The organism is Micromonospora sp. NPDC049374 (assembly GCF_040677165.1).
In the GTDB taxonomy this organism is placed as follows: Bacteria; Actinomycetota; Actinomycetes; order Mycobacteriales; family Micromonosporaceae; genus Micromonospora.
This window is the reverse complement of sequence record NZ_JBFAQH010000003.1, coordinates 53,787-72,264: the sequence shown is the minus strand read 5'-3', so window position 1 is coordinate 72,264 and position 18,478 is coordinate 53,787. Positions and strand designations below refer to the sequence as shown.

The following is an 18,478-nucleotide window of genomic DNA, read 5'->3' as shown; positions in this document are numbered from 1 at the left end:
GGGTGTATGGGACACAACGGCGACCGAAAGTGCAAGATCGCGGGGAGGTGGGGGAGGGGTGACCCCGGAGGAGGTTCTCGCGGCCGACGCGGCGCATGTGTGGCATCCGTACGCCGCGCTGCCGCCGGCGGTGGCGCCGTACCTGGTGGAGAGTGCGGCGGGGGTGCGGCTGCGGCTGGCCGACGGCCGTGAGCTGGTCGACGGGATGTCCTCCTGGTGGGCGGCGATCCACGGCTACCGGCATCCGGTGCTGGACGCGGCGGTCGTCGACCAGCTGGGCCGGATGAGTCACGTCATGTTCGGCGGGCTGACCCACGCGCCGGCCGTGGAGCTGGCCCGCACCCTGGTCGAGGTGACGCCCGACGGGCTGGAGCACGTGTTCCTGGCCGACTCGGGTTCGGTAAGTGTCGAGGTCGCGGTGAAGATGTGCCTGCAGTACCAGCGGGCCACCGGCCGACCGCAGCGGCACCGGCTGGGCACCTGGCGGGGCGGGTACCACGGCGACACGTTCCATCCGATGAGCGTCTGCGACCCCGAGGGCGGCATGCACCACCTCTGGGGGGACGTGCTGCCGCGACAGGTCTTCGCCCCGATGCCGCCCGGTGGCTTCGACAGCCCGCCTGATCCGGCGTACGAGGCGGCGCTGACCGATTCCGTGGAGCGGCACGCCCACGAGCTGGCCGCAGTGATCGTGGAGCCGGTGGTGCAGGGCGCGGGCGGGATGCGTTTCCACCATCCGCACTATCTGCGGGTACTGCGTGAGGTGACCCGCGCGCACGGAGTGCTGCTGATCTTCGACGAGATCGCGACCGGCTTCGGCCGTACCGGGACGATGTTCGCCGCCGAGCACGCCGGGGTCACCCCGGACGTGCTCTGCGTCGGCAAGGCGCTCACCGGCGGCTACCTCACCCTGGCCGCGGCCCTGTGCACAGCGGAGGTCGCGCGGGGCATCCGGGCCGGCGGTGTCCTCGCGCACGGCCCGACGTTCATGGGCAACCCGCTCGCCTGCGCGGTCGCCAACGCGTCGCTGGGCCTGCTGCGGGCCGGGGACTGGGCCGGGCAGGTGGCGCGGCTCCAGCGGGGGCTGCGGTCCGGGCTGGAGCCGCTGCGCGGCGCGCCGGGTGTGGCGGACGTGCGGGTGCTCGGCGGAATCGGCGTGGTCCAGCTGGACCACGAGGTGGATCTCGGCGCGGCCACGGCCGCCGCCGTGGCGCAGGGGGTGTGGCTGCGCCCGTTCCGGGATCTGGTCTACACGATGCCGCCGTACGTCACCACGGACGCCGAACTGGCGGTGGTGATGACGGGTATCGCGGCAGCGGTCGCGGCGGGCTGAGTAGGCGGGCCTCGACGCTCGCCTCGATTTGAGTAGGCGTGCTCGGCAGGCGTCGCGAATTGGAGTAGCCCGGCGGCGTCCCCGCCCGAGCCTGCTGAGTAGGCGCGGGCGGTGGAAACCCGGGGACGAGAGGAAGGTACTGGCGACATGGAGAGTTTCGGCGCCCGGCTGCACCGGGCCATGGACGAGCGCGGACCGCTCTGCGTAGGGATCGACCCGCATCCGGCGTTGCTGGCCCGGTGGGGCCTTGACGACGATGTGGCCGGCCTCGACCGCTTCGCCCGGACCGTCGTGGACGTGCTCGGTGACCGGGTTGCGGTGGTCAAGCCCCAGTCGGCGTTCTTCGAGCGATTCGGGTCTCAAGGGGTGGCGGTCCTTGAGTCAACTATCCGACAGTTACGAAATCTCGGCTCGCTCGTTCTCCTCGACGCCAAGCGCGGCGACATCGGCTCGACGGTTCGCGCGTACGCGTCGGCCTACCTTGATCCATCCAGCCCCATGTATGTCGATGCGGTGACCGCGAGCCCCTTCCTGGGGGTCGGCTCGCTGGCCCCGATGTTCGAGCTGGCTGCCCAGCACGGCGGTGGCGTGTTCGTCCTGGCGCTCACCTCCAACCCCGAGGGCGCCTCGGTGCAACGCGCCCGCGGCGCCGACGGACGCAGCGTCGCGCAGACGGTTCTCGACGAGATTTCCCAGCTCAACGCGGGTGCGGAGCCGATCGGGAGCATCGGTGCCGTGATTGGCGCGACGGTCGGGGAGACGGGCTGTGACCTGTCGGCGGTGAACGGCCCGCTGCTCGCCCCCGGGCTCGGAGCGCAGGGTGCCAAGGCAGCGGATCTGCGGGTCGTCTTCGGCTCCGCGTTGCCTTCCGTGCTGCCCGCGTACTCCCGTGAGGTGCTGGGCGCCGGGCCCGATCCGGAGGCGTTGCGGGCCGCCGCGGACCGCGTCGTGGCCGAGTGTCGGGCGGTTCTGGCGATGTCATGACTGACTGATGGCTCGGTCACTTTGTGGTGATCATTGCGCGCCCACGTTGCCGAAAGCTCCGTTGACCGCTAGTTTTCCCCGCGCTGGGAACCCCTTGGTTCACAGCGACACCACGTTTCACAGATGCGGCGGTGCGTCCCGCCCGTCGCGATAGGGACCTGAGGAGAACTGGTGCCGCTCCCGTCACTGACCCCCGAGCAGCGCGCAGCCGCGCTGGAGAAGGCTGCGGAGATCCGCAAAGCCCGTGCCGAGCTGAAGGAGCAGCTCAAGCAGGGCAAGACCACCCTCGGCGCCGTTCTTGAGCGGGCCGAGTCCGACGATGTCGTCGGTAAGCTCAAGGTGTCGGCCGTGCTGCAGGCCATGCCGGGCATCGGCAAGATCCGGGCTACTCAAATCATGGAGAAGCTCAAGATCGCCGACAGCCGCCGCCTGCGTGGCCTCGGCGAGCAGCAGCGCAAGGCCCTGCTTGGGGAGTTCGCCGCCAACTGAGCACGACTGCGGGTAGAAACAAGCAGTGAGCTTGGATGACGAGGCGCGCCCGGCGGCTCGGCTCACTGTCCTGGCTGGCCCATCCGGTGCCGGCAGGGAGAGTGTCGTCGAGCTGATCCGGGCGCGTTCTCCGTCAGTGTGGACGCCGGTCGCAGTCACCACCCGGCCTCGCCGGGGCAACGAACTGGACGGCGTCCACCGACACTTCGTCACGTCGGAGGAGTTCGACCGCCGGCTCGCCGCCGGCGAACTGCTGGAGTGGAGTCGGCTCGGCGCCCACCGACGCGGCACGGAGATCACCCCGCTGCGCCGCCGGCTCGCCGCCGGACAGCCGGTGCTGCTCGCGTTGGACCTCGACGGGGCGTTGCTGGTCCGGGCGGGGTGGCCGGGGGCGAGACTCGTCCTGCTCCATCCGCCCGGTCGACTGCCGGCCCCACCCACCGTGGCGGTCTTCGACCTCAGCGTGTCGCACGACCGCATCGAGCGCGTCGTGGACCAACTGGTAGGATTCATCGGTTCTTCCTTCCTGGCTCCGGCCCGGCCGCGTCCGCGCGGTTGAGCGCCGGCGCCGCGCTCAGGCGCGGTCCGTGCGAAAGACGCAGAGGTTTATCCGTGGGATCCATCGCCAACCCCGAAGGCATCACCAACCCGCCGATCGACGAGCTCCTGGAAAAGACGACGTCGAAGTACGCGCTGGTCATCTTCGCGGCCAAGCGCGCCCGCCAGGTCAACGCCTACTACAGCCAGCTCGGTGAGGGCCTGCTGGAGTACGTCGGCCCGCTGGTCGAGACCACTCCCCAGGAGAAGCCACTCTCCATCGCGATGCGCGAGATCAACGCGGGCCTGCTCACCGCTGAGCCGACCGACCAGCCGTAACCCCCCGCGCGTCGATGAGCGCCCGGATCATCCTCGGCGTCGGCGGCGGGATCGCCGCCTACAAGGCGTGCGAGTTGCTGCGCCTGTTCACCGAGTCGGGCCACCAGGTGCGGGTGGTGCCAACCGCCGCCGCGTTGCGCTTCGTCGGCGCACCGACCTGGGCGGCGCTCTCCGGGCAGCCGGTCGCCGAGGACGTCTGGTCCGACGTGCACGAGGTGCCGCACGTACGGCTCGGCCAGCAGGCCGACCTGGTGGTGGTCGCGCCCACCACCGCCGACCTGCTGGCCCGTGCCGCCCACGGCCTCGCCGACGACCTACTCAGCAACACCCTGCTCACCGCTCGCTGCCCGGTGCTGTTGGCGCCGGCCATGCACACCGAGATGTGGGAGCACCCGGCCACCGTCGCCAACGTCGCGACGCTGCGGGACCGGGGCGTCCGGGTCATCGAGCCGGCGGTGGGGCGACTCACCGGGGTCGACACCGGCAAGGGCCGGCTGCCGGAGCCGACCGAGATCTTCGGCGTGGCCCGCCGAATCCTGGCCCGCGGCGTCGACGCGCCGGCCGACCTGACCGGCCGTCGGGTGGTGGTCACCGCCGGTGGCACCCGGGAACCGCTCGACCCGGTGCGCTTCCTGGGCAACCGGTCCTCCGGCAAGCAGGGCTACGCGTTCGCCCGTGCCGCCCTCGCCCGGGGCGCCCGGGTCACGCTGATCGCGGCCAACGTCTCACTGCCCGATCCGGCCGGTGCCGACCTGATCCGGGTAGGCACCACCGGGGAGCTGCGCGAAGCCACGCTGAAGGCGGCGGTGGACGCCGACGCGGTGGTGATGGCGGCGGCTCCGGCCGATTTCCGACCCGCGACGTACGCGCCTGGCAAAATCAAGAAGTCGGACGACGGCACGGCACCCATCATCGAACTCGTGACCAACCCGGACATCGCCGCCGAGCTGGGTAAGCGTCGTCGTCCGGAGCAGGTGCTGGTGGTGTTCGCCGCCGAGACCGGCGACGCCGAGGCCAACGGACGGGCCAAGCTGGCCCGTAAGCGGGCCGACCTCATCGTCATCAACGAGGTCGGGCCGGACAAGGTCTTCGGGGCCGAGACCAACGCGGCCACGGTCATCAGCGTGGACGGCTCGGTCACCCGGATACCCGAGCGGTCCAAGGAGGATCTCGCCGACGGAGTGTGGGACCTGGTGGTCGCCCGATTGGCCGGATAACTCCTCCTGAAGGTTGGACGCAAGACGCCCGTGGACGATGCTGTCGACGGTTAGTGACTACACTGCCGCGGAACGACGTCCAAGAACTTAGGAGTGCCGTGACACGCCGCCTTTTCACGTCCGAATCGGTCACGGAAGGCCACCCGGACAAGATCGCCGACCAGATCAGTGACGGCATCCTCGATGCCCTGTTGACGCAGGATCCACACAGCCGAGTGGCCGTGGAAACCCTGATCACCACCGGTCAGGTGCACGTCGCCGGTGAGGTGACGACCAAGGCGTACGCCGACATCCCGACGATCGTGCGCGAGACGATCCTGGGCATCGGTTACGACTCGTCGAAGAAGGGGTTCGACGGGGCGTCATGCGGGGTCAGTGTCTCGATCGGCTCCCAGTCGCCGGACATCGCGCAGGGCGTGGACAACGCGTTCGAGCTGCGTACCGGGACGTCGGAGAGCGCGTTGGACGCGCAGGGCGCCGGTGACCAGGGCATGATGTTCGGCTTCGCCTGCTCGGAGACGCCCGAGCTGATGCCGCTGCCGATCGCGTTGGCGCACCGGCTGGCCCGCCGGCTCTCCGCGGTACGCAAGGACGGCACGGTGCCCTACCTGCGCCCCGACGGCAAGACCCAGGTCACCATCGAGTACGACGGACTGCGTCCGGTACGCCTGAACACGGTGGTGGTGTCCAGCCAGCACGCCGCGGACATCTCGCTGGAGTCGCTGCTCACCCCGGACGTGCGTGACCACGTCATCGCCCCGGAGCTGGAGAGCCTGGGTCTGGACACCGAGGGCTACCGGCTGCTTGTCAATCCGACCGGCCGGTTCGAGATCGGTGGCCCGATGGGCGACGCGGGCCTGACCGGCCGGAAGATCATCGTGGACACCTACGGCGGCTACGCCCGCCACGGTGGTGGGGCCTTCTCCGGCAAGGACCCGTCGAAGGTCGACCGGTCGGCCGCGTACGCGATGCGCTGGGTGGCCAAGAACGTGGTCGCCGCCGGCCTCGCCGAGCGGTGCGAGGTACAGGTGGCGTACGCGATCGGCAAGGCGCACCCGGTGAGCCTGTTCATCGAGACGTTCGGCACCGAGACGGTGCCGGTGGCCTCGATCGAGAAGGCGGTCACTGAAATCTTCGACCTGCGTCCGGCTGCCATCATCCGGGATCTGCACCTGCTGCGGCCGATCTACGCCCAGACCGCCGCCTACGGCCACTTCGGCCGCGAGCTGCCCGACCTGACCTGGGAGTCCACCGACCGCGCCGCCGACCTCAAGTCGGCCGCGGGAGCCTGACAACCACCCGGCGTGACGACCGGCGGCCCGCTGACGGGTCGCCGGTCGCTCGTGTCTGCGTGGATGTGCCGCTGGCCCACCTGGACCGTCCCTTCGACTACCTGGTTCCGCAGGCCCTCTCCGCCGAGGCCGTGCCGGGCGTACGGGTGAAGGTGCGCTTCGCCGGCCAACTGGTCGACGGTTGGCTGCTGGAGCGGGCCGAACGATCCGACCACCCGCGGCTCGCGTACCTCGAAAAAGTGGTCTCCCCGATGCCGGTGCTCGCCCCGGAGGTGGCTCGGCTGGCCCGGGTCGTCGCCGACCGGTACGCCGGCAGCCTCGCCGACGTGCTGCGGCTGGCGGTTCCACCACGGCACGCCCGGGTGGAGAAGGAAGCGATCGCCCAGGCCCCGCCAGCCGACCCAGCGCCGGCAGACCCGGCACCGGCAGACCCGGCGCCGGCCGGCCCAGCACTGGCTGACCCGGTGACATCGGGGGCGCGGGCCGATCCAGCGGCGGCCGTGGCTGCTCCGTCGGTGCCGGAGCCGGAAGGATGGCGCGACTACCCGGCCGGGCCGGCGCTGCTGCGGGCGCTGGCCGACGGGCGCTCTCCCCGGGCCGTGTGGTCGGCGTTGCCGGGGGAGGACTGGGCGGCCCGCTACGCCACCGCCGTCGCCGCCACCGTGGCCGCTGGCCGGGGCGCGCTGGTGGTGGTGGCCGACGGACGTGACCTGGATCGGCTCGACGCCGCACTGACCGCGCGGCTCGGTGCGGGCCGGCACGTCTGCCTGTCGGCCGCCCTCGGTCCGGCGCGGCGCTACCGCGCGTTCCTGACCGCCCGCCGCGGCGACGTCCCGGTGGTGATCGGCACCCGGGCGGCCATGTTCGCCCCGGTCGACCGGCTGGGACTGGTGGCCATCTGGGACGACGGTGACGATCTGCACGCCGAGCCGCGAGCCCCCTACCCGCACGCCCGTGAGGTGCTGCTCACCCGGGCCCAGTTGGCGGAGGCGGGCGTGCTGGTCGGCGGCTTCGCCCGTACCGCCGAGGCGCAGTTGCTGGTGGAGACCGGCTGGGCCCGCGAGGTGATCGCCGACCGGGCGGTGCTGCGGGCGCGTACCCCCGCGATCGTGCCGACCGGCGACGACCCGCAGCTTGCCCGCGACCCCGGTGCGGCGACCGCCCGGCTGCCCAGCCTGGCCTGGACCGCCGCCCGGGAGGCGCTGCGCGCGGACGCTCCGGTCCTGGTCCAGGTGCCCCGGCGCGGCTACCTGCCCTCGGTGGCCTGCGCCGACTGCCGTACCCCGGCCCGCTGTCCGCACTGCGCCGGCCCGCTCGCGTTGCCGTCGGCCGGCGGGTCGCCGGCCTGCCGCTGGTGCGCCCGGATCGCCGCCGCGTACGCCTGTCCCCCGTGCGGCGGGCGGCGACTGCGGGCCTCGGTCACGGGTGCCCGGCGGACCGCCGAGGAGCTGGGTCGGGCCTTCCCGGGGGTGCCGGTGCGCACCTCCGGTCGGGAGGAGGTGCTGGCCGACGTCCCCGGCGGTGCTGGCCTGGTGATCGCGACCCCGGGTGCCGAGCCGGTGGCGGCCGGCGGCTTCGGTGCGGTGCTGCTGCTGGACACCTGGGCGATGCTGACCCGCGCCGACCTGCGGGCCGGGGAGGAGGCGTTGCGTCGCTGGACGGCCGCCGCGGCACTGGCCCGGCCGGCCTCCGACGGGGGTCGGGTGGTGGTCGTCGCCGACGGCGCGCTCGCACCGGTGCAGGCGTTGCTGCGCTGGGACGCCGGCTGGTTCGCGGCCCGGGAACTGGCCGAACGGCGGGAGCTGGGCTTTCCGCCGGCGATGCGGATGGCCAGCGTGACGGGCCTGCCGGCGGCGGTCGCCGACCTGTTGGCGCAGGCGCGCCTGCCCGACGGGGCCGAGCTGCTCGGTCCGGTGCCGGCCGACGGCGAGCGGGAGCGGATGCTGGTGCGGGTGCCGAGGGCTCGTGCCGCCGCCATGGCCGGTGCGCTGCACGAGGCGGCCGGGGTGCGCAGCGCTCGCAAGGCGACCGAGCCGGTACGCCTCCAGGTCGATCCGCTCGCGCTGTTCTGACCCGCACGGGCTGTGCTGACCGCAGCGGTGACGCTGGGTGCCGACCCGTGTCCCAATCGGTGCGATATGTTACCTGATCATGACTGTCTGTATCGACTCGCCCGCTCAGGGTCGCGTCCCGAAGTCAGGCCCGCGCGAGGTGGTAGCATCGCCCGTCATGCCGGTGCGTACGGCGACTCCAGGTCGAGCTGGAGGTGTCCGAGGGCGGCGCGACGACGGCGGAACCGCGTCGGCCCGGCGCGGGAAATCGATGATCTCAACCGGCCGGTGATCAGGGGTGGACAAGTCGTGACCGTTCGTCAGTCGATCGTCTTCAACGGTGACCTGGGCAGCGGCAAGAGCACGGTCTCCGTCGAGATCGCCAAGCGGCTCGGCCTGCGCCGGGTCAGCGTCGGTGACCTCTACCGGCAGATGGCCCAGGAGCGGCAGATGACCGCGCTCCAGCTGAACCTGCACGCCGAGCTGGACCAGGCCGTCGACGGCTATGTCGACCAGCTTCAGCGCGACATCGCCGCCTCCGGTGAGAGCCTGGTCATGGACTCCCGGCTGGCCTGGCACTTCTTCACCGACGCCCTCAAGGTGCACATGATCACCGAGCCGGGGGAGGCCGCCCGCCGCGTCCTGCTGCGCCCCTCCGGGCCGGCCGAGAGCTACACCTCACTTGACGAGGCGAAGGCCAAGCTCAGGGAGCGCAGCGAGAGCGAGCGCGGCCGGTTCCTGATCCGCTACGGCGTGGACAAGGCCAGGCTGCGCAACTACGACCTGATCTGCGACACCACCCGGGCACCCGCCGACGAGGTGATCGAGCGAATCGTCGACGCGTACGAGGGACGACTCGCGCCGGAGGTGCTGCGCGGCACCCCGCCGCTGCTCCTGCTCGACCCCGGTCGGGTCTACCCGACCGAGGACATCGCCGGACTGCGCGGAATGTGGGACTCGACCTTCGCCGGCGAGGTCGCCGCCGCCGGTGAGACCGGTCTGGAGCCACTGGAGATCGGGTACACCGGCGAGTACTTCTTCGTGGTCAACGGGCACCGCCGACTCAGCGCCGCACTGCGCAACGGTTTCCGGCTGGTGCCGGGCCGGCTGGTCGCCGAGGTCGAGGAGCCGGTGGTCGGCGGGGTGAGCGCGATGGACTACTTCGCCGCCCAGGCCCGCCCCAGCCTGATCCACGACTGGGAGGCGGCCCACGACATCCACCTGCCGCTGCCCGAGCAGGCCCTGCTCGCCGGCGACGCGGTGCTGGCCGGCGAGAGCCCCGCCGGCTGAGCCTCCCCCGCAAGCTGAACCCGTCGGGCCGCTGACTGAGCGGCGCCGGGTGCCGGCTGAGCCCGTCGGGCCGTCAGTTGATCCGCGCCGGGCCGCTGGCTGGGCCGGGTGGGGTGTCGGCCGCGATGGCACGGCCCGGGCATGATGGAGCCTCCGGGACACCGAGGAGGCCGGATGGAACCAGCCGAGGCGCTCGCCACGCTGATGTCGCCAGAGGGGCGGGTCGACCCGTATCCGGCGTACGAGCGGCTGCGTGCCCACGGGCCGATCGTGCAGGCCAATCCTGGCGTGTTCGCGGTCACCGGCTACGCGGAGGCTGACGAACTCCTGCGCGACGCCCGAGTCCGGGTGCTCGACGAGCATCTGCGCGACGATCTCCTGCCGAACTGGCGTAACAGCCCGGCCGTGTCCTCGATCGCCCGGTCCATGCTGCGGACCAACCCGCCCGACCACAGCCGGATGCGCCGGCTGGCCGCCGGAGCCTTCACCCCACGCCGGATCGGCGCCATGCGTGAGGTGGTCGCGGCGCAGACCGACGAGCTGATCGACGCGATGGCGACGGCCGGCCGGAGCGGTGCTCCGGTGGACTTCATGGCCGAGTTCGCCTACCCGCTACCGGTCGCGGTGATCTGCGAACTGCTCGGCGTGCCCGCCGCCGACCGCCCGCTGTTCCGGCGTTGGACGGCCGACCTGACCGGGGTCCTGGAGCCCGAGATCACCCCGGCGGAGCTGGCCGTGGCCGATGCCGGCGCCGCCGAGCTGCGGGACTACTTCGCCGAACTGGTGGCCGCCCGTCGCCGGCGGCCGGCCGACGACCTGACCACCGCCCTGGTGCAGGCGCACGACACCGGTGATCGGCTCTCCGGCGAGGAACTGCTGGCGAACCTGGTGATCCTGCTCGTCGCGGGCTTCGAGACCACCACCAACCTGCTCGGCAACGGGCTGGCGGTGCTGCTGGCCCACCCTCGGGCCGCCGACGTGCTGCGTCAGCACCCGCAGCACGCCCCGGCGTACGTGGACGAACTGCTCCGCTTCGACTCACCGGTGCAACTGACCACCCGCGCCAGCGGCGAAACGGTGCGGCTCGACGGGGTCGAGGTGCCGGCCGGCAGTTGGATCCTGCTGCTGCTCGGCGCGGCCAACCGCGACCCCCGGCGGTACCCGCGGCCGGAGCGGTTCGACCCGTGGCGGGCGCAACTGAACCCGCTCTCCTTCGGCGCCGGGCCGCACTACTGCCTGGGAGCGGGGCTGGCCCGGCTGGAGGCGCAGGTCGCCTTCCCGGCGCTGCTGCGCCGGCTCCCCGGGCTGGCGTCGGCCGGGCAGCCCCGGCGTCGGATCCGGCTGACCCTGCGCGGATACGACCACCTGCCGGTCACCGTGGGTGAGCCGCTCCCGGCCACGGATGGTGGTGCGCCGGCCGGCACGGCCACCGGCAGTCCGTAGACTGGTACGGCACTCCCGTCCCGCCGTGAAGGAGCCAACCCGCGTGACCGTCCAGCCCATCCGTCTGTTCGGGGATCCGGTGCTGCGCACGCCGGCCGATCCGGTGGTCGACTTCGACGTCGAGCTGCGCAAGCTCGTCGAGGACCTGACCGACACCATGCGTGAGCAGGGCGGTGCCGGTCTCGCCGCACCGCAACTGGGCGTGGGCCTGCGGGTGTTCACCTTCGACGTCGACGACGTGCTCGGCCACCTGGTGAACCCGGTGCTGGAGTTTCCCGACGAGGAGGAACAGGACGGCCCGGAGGGCTGCCTGTCCATCCCCGGGCTCTACTTCGACACCAAGCGCCGGCAGAACGTCATCGCCAAGGGCTTCAACGGTTACGGCGACCCGATGCAGATCGTCGGAACCGGGTTGATGTCACGCTGCGTGCAGCACGAGACCGACCACCTCGACGGGGTGCTCTTCCTCGACCGGCTGGACCCGGCCGGCCGCAAGGAGGCGATGAAGGCGATCCGCCAGGCCGAGTGGTACGACGCCGCCGCCCCGCCCACCGTCAAGGTCAGCCCACACGTCGCCGGCAGCCCCTTCGGTCTGGGGCGGTGACCGGATGCGTGTGATCTTCGCCGGTACGCCGGCCGTCGCCGTTCCGGCCCTGGCCGCCGTGGCCGCCTCCCGGCACGAGCTGATCGCCGTGGTCACCCGCCCGGACGCGCCCGCTGGACGCGGCCGGGGCCTGGTCCGCTCGCCGGTCGGCGCCTGGGCCGACGAGCGGGGGATCGAGGTGCTGACCCCGGCGCGTCCGCGTGAGCCGGAGTTCCTGGACCGGCTGCGCGAGTTGGCTCCGGACTGCGTGCCGGTGGTCGCCTACGGCGCGCTGGTGCCGCCGGTCGCGCTGGAGATTCCCCGGCACGGCTGGGTGAACCTGCACTTCTCGTTGCTGCCGGCGTGGCGGGGTGCCGCACCTGTGCAGCACGCCGTGCTGCACGGCGACGAGCTGACCGGGGCCAGCGTCTTCCAACTGGAGGAGGGACTGGACACCGGCCCGGTCTACGGCACCCTCACCGACGAGATCCGGCCCGCGGACACCTCCGGCGACCTGCTGGAGCGGTTGGCGCACACCGGCGCCGGGTTGCTGGTGGCGGTGTTGGACGCGGTGGAGGACGGCACCGCCCGGGCCGAGCCGCAGCCCGCCGACGGCGTCTCGCTGGCCCCGAAGTTGACTGTCGAGGACGCCCGGGTGCGCTGGAGCGACCCCGCTTTCGCGGTGGACCGGCGCATCCGTGCCTGCACCCCGGCTCCTGGCCCGTGGACGACCTTCCGGGACGAGCGGGTGAAGCTCGGCCCGGTCACCCCGGCACCGGACGCGCCCGACCTCAAGCCCGGTGAGCTGCTCGTGGAAAAGGCGCGGGTGCTGGCCGGCACGGCGACCGTGCCGGTCCGTCTCGGCGAGGTACGCGCGGCCGGCAAGCGGGCCATGCCGGCGACCGACTGGGCGCGCGGCGTCCGGGTCGGTGCCGGGGAGGAGTTCGCGTGAGGGAGACCGCTGCCCGGGGCGGCGCGGAACGTCGCGGGTCCCGTCCCGGACGACCGATTGTCGACCGGCCCCGTTACGCGGCGTACGAGGCGGTCGCGGCGGTGCACCGCGATGACGCGTACGCCAATCTGGTGCTGCCGGCGATCCTGACCGATGCCGGACTGTTCGGCCGGGACGCCGCCTTCGCCACCGAACTCACCTACGGCACCCTGCGCCACCTCGGCACCCTCGACGCGATCCTGACCGCTGCGGCCGGGCGGGACGTGCAGCGGATCGACCCGCCGGTCCGCGACGCGCTGCGCATCGGCGCGTACCAGTTGCTGCACACCCGGGTCCCGGCGCACGCGGCGGTCTCCTCCACTGTCGACCTGGTCCGGGTGGTCGGCCAGGGTGCCACCGGCTTCGCCAACGCGGTGCTGCGCGAGGTCGCCGCCCGCGATGTCGACGAGTGGGTGTCCCGACTCGCGCCGCCGATCGAGAGCGACCCGGTCGGCCATCTCGCGCTGGCCTACAGTCATCCACAGTGGATCGTGCGGGCCTTCAACGAGGCGCTCGGTGGTGACTTCGGCGAGACCACCCGCCTGCTGATCGAGGACAATGAGCGCCCTCCGGTGCACCTGTGTGCCCGGCCCGGCCTGATCGACCCGGTCGACCTCGCCGACGAGGTGGGCGGGGCGCCCGGTGCCTTCTCGCCGTACGCGGTCTACCTGGCCGGTGGCGCACCGGGCGAGTTGGCGGCGGTGGCCGACGGCCGGGCCCACGTCCAGGACGAGGGCTCCCAGTTGGTGGCGAACGCGCTCGCGATGGCACCGGTCGACGGCCCGGACGGTCGGTGGCTCGACCTGTGTGCCGGGCCGGGCGGCAAGTCGGGCCTGCTCGGGGCCCTCGCCGCGCAGCGGGACGCGCGGCTGACCGCCGTGGAGGTGGCCGAGCATCGGGCCCGGCTGGTCGCGGGTGCCACTCAGGGGCTGCCGGTGACCGTGCTGCACACCGACGGTCGGCTGGTGGGTACCGAGTCGAAACTGCCGGAGGAACACTTCGATCGGGTGCTTGTCGACGCGCCGTGCACCGGGCTCGGTTCGCTGCGTCGTCGCCCGGAGTCGCGTTGGCGGCGTCAGCCGTCCGACCTGTCTGCCCTGACCCGGTTGCAGCGCGAGTTGCTCGCCGCCGGGCTGCGGGCGGTCCGTCCGGGCGGGGTGGTGGCCTACGTGACCTGTTCGCCGCACACGGTGGAGACGCACGTGACGGTGACCGAGGCTGCCCGCCGCAGCGGCGTGCCGGTGGACTTCGTCGACGCCCGTACGGTGCTGCCGGCCGGGATGCCGGGGCTGGGCGACGGACCGACAGTGCAGTTGTGGCCGCACCGGCACGGCACAGACGCCATGTTCCTCGCCCTGCTCCGCCGCACCTGACCGACGGTTGGGAAGGACGCTCCACTCCGCCTCGTGGTACAGCTGGTGCGGCCATAGCAGCACGACGTCGATCCATCTGCCGTGCTGCTACAGCGCGGAGCGGCGCAGGTAGTCAATCAACTCTGCCGCCACCTGCTCCGGCTCGGACAGGCAGCGCCAGGCGGGCACCCGGCGGACAGGTGTGGAACCACGTGTGACATCGAGCCGAGCGAGCACCCGGCGCAGCCCTCGGCCGTCGGGGTCGCCCATGGGATCGTCGACGACGACGGCCAGTTCGACGTTCCCGCGCCCCACCACAAGGTCGACGGCCTGCCCGGCCACGGCAACGTCGCGCCGCACGGTGAGACCGGTGCCCCGAAGTGCAAGGTGCAATCGATCCGCCGGCGCTGTCGCGGCATCCGGTTGGGTGTCGGCGACCGCATGGACAAACGCCAAGGCGGTCAGCAGGCCGCGTTGGCCCGACCACCACGATCGATCACCGACCACGACGAGCTGAGATTTTGCCCGGGTGATGGCGACGTTCCACAGGTTCGTCTGGTGTACCAGCCAGCCCCGGGTGCGGTCCGGGATGCCGTGCGCTCCGACCGCTGAGACGACCATGATGTCTCGTTCGCTGCCCTGAAACTTGTGGATCGTCGCGCAGAGCAGGTTGTCGGTGAGGCCGGCACTGCGTAGGGCCGCGGCCAGGCGACGCTGGTGCGCGGCAAGCGGCGTGACCACCCCGATCGAGACATCGGGGTACGCGGCCCGCAGGTCTGCCACCTCGGCGACGACCGCGTCGATCTCGATCTGATTGAAACCGGAGCCGGTTGCGCCCCGGCTGAACTGCCCGGGCACGGCGCGCCAACGGACCGCGGGATCGGCTGGAGCGGCCAACCGGTTCGGATCTGTCAGCACGGTGAGCCGACCCTGATAGACCTCGCGGTTCGGCACTTCCACGATGTCCGGGTGGCATCGGTAGTGCTCGTCGAGGAGATGCGCCGCGCCCGCAGCGGTGGCGAACGCGTCGTATGCGGAATGGGCCGTATGAGTCAGTCGGCGGGTGGTGAGCCATCCGGTACTCAGTTCCGCTCGGGCACGTTCGGTGACGTCGTCGCTCTCCGGCAGGTCCACGACGGGTGCGAGCTGACGCGGGTCGCCGATGAGCAGGGCCCGTTTGGCGCGATAGAGCATGGGCAGGATCGCGGGAATTGTGCACTGTGCCGCCTCGTCGATCACCACGAGGTCGTACATCGCCGGGCTTCTCCTCAAACGCCGAGCGGACAGGGCGGTCACTGCCCAGCCGGGCAGCACTCGGAGTAACTCCGGGAAGTAGGCCCAGCTGTCCGACTGTGGCTTGGCCATCTCGTCGGCTCGGTCCTGTAGCAGGCGTGATCCCGCCGCCACCCGCCGGGCAATCTGGGCCTGTAGCAGATCGATGCTGAGCGCGGGCCGCTCGGTGCTGATCAGATCGACCAGTCGCCGCCAGGCAACGTCGGCGTCGGGCAGCTCTGCGAGGTGTCGCAGGCAGTCCCGCCAACGCAGCTCGATCACCGCCCGCTCGGCGAGAGCCTCGATGGCGTCTCGATCCGCAACCTGATACGACCGCAGCCGCCACCGGTACCACCAACCGAACCACCTGCTGGCGAGAGCCCGCTCGGTCAGCTGGACGAGATGCGCCAGCGCCGCGTCGTCGGTGGGCAGCGGTGCCGCACCGACGCCTGGGTCGACCGCCCGCTCCACGGCCAGCTCAGCGAGGTCACGTTCGAGCAGCCGCCGCTCGTCCAGCGCCGTACGGAGGCTCGCGACCTCTTCGCCCAGCAGTCGCAGCTCATGCTGGGGTGTCCGGTCCTCGGGCATGTTGGGCCACTCCGCCGATGGATACGCCGCCAGGATGTCGGCGAGGTGCTTCGGTTCCTGCATACGGTGGTCCTTGTTGCCCGTCCGCAGCAGCAGGCCCGGGCCGATCAGGTCGGTCACCCGGCCGAGCACGGAGTCGACGGCCTGGTTGCTGGTCGAGCCGATGAGTACGCTCTGGCCGGCAGCGGTGGCGGTGGCTAGCAAGGCCGTGACGAGTTGACTCTTACCGGTGCCCGGCGGCCCTTGGGCCACGGTCAACGGCTGTGACATCGCCGCCTGGATGATCTCTTCCTGCGCCTCGTTCGTCGCGCTCATAGCCACCGTCGTGACCTTGGCCGCAGCTGCCTCGTCCGGGCGGACCGCCAGCGCAGCCAGCGCCGTCCGCTCGATGAGTTGAGGGTTCTTGATCATGCCCCGTAGGTCGTCGACGAGCTGCCGCTGTGGCGACTCGGCGGCGTCGACGGTGTACAGGATCGCGGCGTTCTGCACCCCGTTCAACGGCCCTGGCCGGATGGTGCCGCCGAGCCTGGCCGGGTCCAACTCCGTCACCGGGCTCAACCCGAACGTCTTCACGAGCACGTCGACGGTGGCGGCGAGGGAGGCGGGGTCGCCCGGCGCGAATGCCTGTTCGACGCGGAGCCGCAGTTCGTCAGCCTCCACCTCGGAGAGCTGAAACAGGTCGACGAGCGCGGCGCTGGGGCGGGGCGGAAAGGAAGGGTGTAGGACGTCATCCTCACCAACGGTGACATCACAGACCAGCAGCGGAGCGAGCCGGAGCGGCTTCTGCCGAGTCGGCCGGACTGCGGCGACGGGATAACCGTACTGCATCTCCCTGCCGTCGCCCCGAGCCCGCACGGCGAGTTTGGCTGCCGCGCCGCTGAGTTGGACGGGCGTTTCCGAGGTGAAGACGGCCTCGGAGCCCGACGGTGCCGCGACGTACGTCGGGTTTGCCTGCGGATCGATGAACGACTGCAGCACGGTCGATCGCTGCATGCAGTTGATGTAGTAGGTCACCAGACGACGCCACTGGTCCGCATCGAACGGCGCCTCGTCCCTCGGACTGGCGGTGGCGACCCTGACCTGCTGTGCAGCGGCGACGGAGCCCGGGGCCGTCACCAGCCGGATCGGCTCGGTGACGCCCTCACTCGACTCGACCGGGCTGTGCTGGCGGCGTCGGGCCATCTCTGTCGGGGCGTATCGGGAAAGGTCGTTGGTGGTGATCCACCCGTCGTCGGAAGGCCCCTCGGCTGCACCGCGCAAACCGTCGAGCAGCACCTCGGTGAAGACCGACGGGCGTTCGGGCCCCTGCGCCTTCGACGCCTTCTGGTGCGTGCTGGAGGTCAGTATGAAGGTGCCACGCTGCCGTTTGAGGCGGCGTGGCTCTTCGCGCACACCGCCCCGGAACCGGTGCCGGGCCGTGAACGCACCGGAGAAACAGCAGTCGAGGAGGACGACCTTCTGGCTGGCCTTGGAGTCGTTGAGCAGGTGACGCAGTATGCCGTCGGTGTCGAAGGCGGTGGCGTGCAACTGCGCGCTGACCGTGTCGGTCGCCGCGAGGAACAGCGACTGACCGTCACGATGCCGCACCCCGTGACCCGAGTAGTAGAGCAGGGCCAGGTCGCCCGTGCGCCGCACCCCGTAGAACTCCTCGACGATCTGCCGTAGGTGCGCTGCCGGCAGGTCGATTTCGGCGCGTACGGTGTCGAACTCTCCCGCGCTGTCAAGCAGCGCCTTGACCTGCTCAACGTCCTGCCGTACCGAGGGCAGGGGCGCGAGCTCCCGGTCGAGATGACAGGTGGCGGTGCCGAGCAGTAGGGCATGCCGGCCCATCAGGGCCGAGCCCGTTCGATTGCGGCCCGTACCGTCCTGATCAGTTCGTCGGTGTGTTCATGGGTGGGCTGGTCGATGGTCAGCTCGATGTCACCGACCCGCAGATGCACCCGACGGCCGGTGTGGCGTTGCAGGAAGGCCAGGACAACGTCGACCAACGCCTGCACGTAGCCGGGCTCGGTTCCCGTCAGCACCGTGACGACGCCGAGCGCCAGCTCTGCGACGCCCTTGGCATCCGGGTCGACGGTGGCTCGCTCGACGCGAGAGACGTCGCCGACCTCGCGGAGCTCATCCGCCAGCTCGTCGGTCAACTCACCGAGAACGAACTCGTCGTCGTCGGCGAGCGGCGTGAACGCGATCCGGATGCGGACGTGGGACATCCAACCTCCTGACTGTGCGGCGGAAACCAACCTACGGAAAAGGCGCCGCCGACACCCACAACTGTCAGCTTGTCGATCGAAAGTCCATTACTGGCCAGCTTGGCGTTCCTACATGGAGTGTGGGTCATTCCGATCTGGATCATGTACTAACCTTCACGCCTGCCGTCCGGACGTCTGCACCACACGTGACGTTCGATGCATGAGGCGACCCCTCCGGGCCTGAAGGAGCGCACCGATGGTTCGAGTCGGATGACCATGGCGACCGACAATTCTCCGGTGCCGGGCCAGCTCGTCACAGTACGCAACCGGCGCTGGGTCGTCGCCGACGTGGTCCGCAGTGACGTGGCCAGCGGCGATCCGCATGTCTTCACCGGCCGGACCCCGCCCCTGGCCGCCCTGGTCAGCATCGAGGAGGATGCCCGCGACGAGGAGTTGCGGGTGGTCTGGGAGTTGGAGCCGGGCCGGCGGGTGCACGACAGCGCCACGCTGCCGGGCCCCGGAACGGGT

The 18,478-nt window shown here is 71.5% G+C and carries 15 protein-coding genes; 13 read left to right on the top strand and 2 right to left on the bottom strand.

All coding sequences use genetic code 11. From position 1 onward, the window contains the following. Positions 1-58 precede the first annotated feature (58 nt). The 13 genes from AB0J93_RS06275 (at position 59) to AB0J93_RS06215 (ending at position 13,922) form a co-directional block, all read left to right on the top strand. Positions 59-1,333 (top strand): adenosylmethionine--8-amino-7-oxononanoate transaminase, encoded by a 1,275-nt coding sequence (locus tag AB0J93_RS06275; protein WP_363918718.1) that lies wholly within the window; start codon positions 59-61, stop codon positions 1,331-1,333. Between the two features lie 147 nt (positions 1,334-1,480). Then, complete coding sequence (gene pyrF / locus AB0J93_RS06270) at positions 1,481-2,317, top strand: orotidine-5'-phosphate decarboxylase (protein ID WP_363918716.1); 837 nt, start codon at positions 1,481-1,483, stop codon at positions 2,315-2,317. Positions 2,318-2,488: 171 nt separating this feature from the next. Further along, positions 2,489-2,806 (top strand): integration host factor, actinobacterial type, encoded by a 318-nt coding sequence (gene mihF, locus AB0J93_RS06265; protein ID WP_007458370.1) that lies wholly within the window; start codon positions 2,489-2,491, stop codon positions 2,804-2,806. Between the two features lie 25 nt (positions 2,807-2,831). Then, positions 2,832-3,365 (top strand): guanylate kinase, encoded by a 534-nt coding sequence (locus AB0J93_RS06260; protein WP_363918714.1) that lies wholly within the window; start codon positions 2,832-2,834, stop codon positions 3,363-3,365. 53 nt (positions 3,366-3,418) lie between these two features. Then, positions 3,419-3,682 (top strand): DNA-directed RNA polymerase subunit omega, encoded by a 264-nt coding sequence (gene rpoZ / locus AB0J93_RS06255; protein WP_007075826.1) that lies wholly within the window; start codon positions 3,419-3,421, stop codon positions 3,680-3,682. A gap of 14 nt (positions 3,683-3,696) precedes the next feature. Then, positions 3,697-4,899, top strand: coding sequence for a bifunctional phosphopantothenoylcysteine decarboxylase/phosphopantothenate--cysteine ligase CoaBC (coaBC, locus tag AB0J93_RS06250; RefSeq protein WP_363918712.1), 1,203 nt, complete (start codon positions 3,697-3,699; stop codon positions 4,897-4,899). Between the two features lie 98 nt (positions 4,900-4,997). Continuing rightward, positions 4,998-6,191 carry a methionine adenosyltransferase gene (metK, locus tag AB0J93_RS06245; RefSeq protein ID WP_363918710.1) on the top strand — a complete coding sequence of 398 codons (1,194 nt, stop codon included), beginning with the start codon at positions 4,998-5,000 and terminating at the stop codon, positions 6,189-6,191. A 59-nt stretch (positions 6,192-6,250) separates the two neighbouring features. Further along, entirely contained in the window at positions 6,251-8,263 is a 2,013-nt protein-coding gene (locus tag AB0J93_RS06240; protein WP_363918708.1) for a primosomal protein N', read from the top strand. Between the two features lie 288 nt (positions 8,264-8,551). Further along, the gene (locus AB0J93_RS06235) at positions 8,552-9,532 is read left to right on the top strand and encodes an AAA family ATPase (protein ID WP_363918706.1); all 981 of its coding nucleotides are present in this window, start codon (positions 8,552-8,554) and stop codon (positions 9,530-9,532) included. Positions 9,533-9,706: 174 nt separating this feature from the next. Then, positions 9,707-10,975, top strand: coding sequence for a cytochrome P450 (locus AB0J93_RS06230; RefSeq protein ID WP_363918704.1), 1,269 nt, complete (start codon positions 9,707-9,709; stop codon positions 10,973-10,975). 43 nt (positions 10,976-11,018) lie between these two features. Further along, entirely contained in the window at positions 11,019-11,579 is a 561-nt protein-coding gene (gene def, locus AB0J93_RS06225; RefSeq protein WP_363918702.1) for a peptide deformylase, read from the top strand. Positions 11,580-11,583: 4 nt separating this feature from the next. Continuing rightward, the gene (gene fmt / locus AB0J93_RS06220; RefSeq protein WP_363918700.1) at positions 11,584-12,510 is read left to right on the top strand and encodes a methionyl-tRNA formyltransferase; all 927 of its coding nucleotides are present in this window, start codon (positions 11,584-11,586) and stop codon (positions 12,508-12,510) included. Next, positions 12,507-13,922 (top strand): transcription antitermination factor NusB, encoded by a 1,416-nt coding sequence (locus AB0J93_RS06215; RefSeq protein ID WP_363918698.1) that lies wholly within the window; start codon positions 12,507-12,509, stop codon positions 13,920-13,922. The genes fmt and AB0J93_RS06215 overlap by 4 nt, the downstream gene beginning before the upstream one ends. Before the next feature lie 87 nt (positions 13,923-14,009). Here AB0J93_RS06215 and AB0J93_RS06210 read toward each other — a convergent pair whose 3' ends face one another. Together AB0J93_RS06210 and AB0J93_RS06205 are read right to left on the bottom strand one after the other, a co-directional pair. Next, the gene (locus AB0J93_RS06210) at positions 14,010-17,591 is read right to left on the bottom strand and encodes an AAA domain-containing protein (RefSeq protein WP_363918696.1); all 3,582 of its coding nucleotides are present in this window, start codon (positions 17,589-17,591) and stop codon (positions 14,010-14,012) included. Further along, the gene (locus AB0J93_RS06205) at positions 17,591-17,971 is read right to left on the bottom strand and encodes a hypothetical protein (protein WP_363918694.1); all 381 of its coding nucleotides are present in this window, start codon (positions 17,969-17,971) and stop codon (positions 17,591-17,593) included. Before AB0J93_RS06205 ends, AB0J93_RS06210 begins: the two co-directional genes overlap by 1 nt. Positions 17,972-18,478: the final 507 nt, after the last annotated feature.

What these genes read in the sequence shown, in the direction of transcription:
- fmt (WP_363918700.1), top strand. Translation starts at nt 11,584, where the DNA reads ATGCGTGTGATCTTCGCCGGTACGCCGGCCGTCGCCGTTCCGGCCCTG.
- AB0J93_RS06210 (WP_363918696.1), bottom strand. Translation starts at nt 17,591, where the DNA reads ATGGGCCGGCATGCCCTACTGCTCGGCACCGCCACCTGTCATCTCGAC.
- AB0J93_RS06205 (WP_363918694.1), bottom strand. Translation starts at nt 17,971, where the DNA reads ATGTCCCACGTCCGCATCCGGATCGCGTTCACGCCGCTCGCCGACGAC.
- coaBC (WP_363918712.1), top strand. Translation starts at nt 3,697, where the DNA reads ATGAGCGCCCGGATCATCCTCGGCGTCGGCGGCGGGATCGCCGCCTAC.
- AB0J93_RS06230 (WP_363918704.1), top strand. Translation starts at nt 9,707, where the DNA reads ATGGAACCAGCCGAGGCGCTCGCCACGCTGATGTCGCCAGAGGGGCGG.
- pyrF (WP_363918716.1), top strand. Translation starts at nt 1,481, where the DNA reads ATGGAGAGTTTCGGCGCCCGGCTGCACCGGGCCATGGACGAGCGCGGA.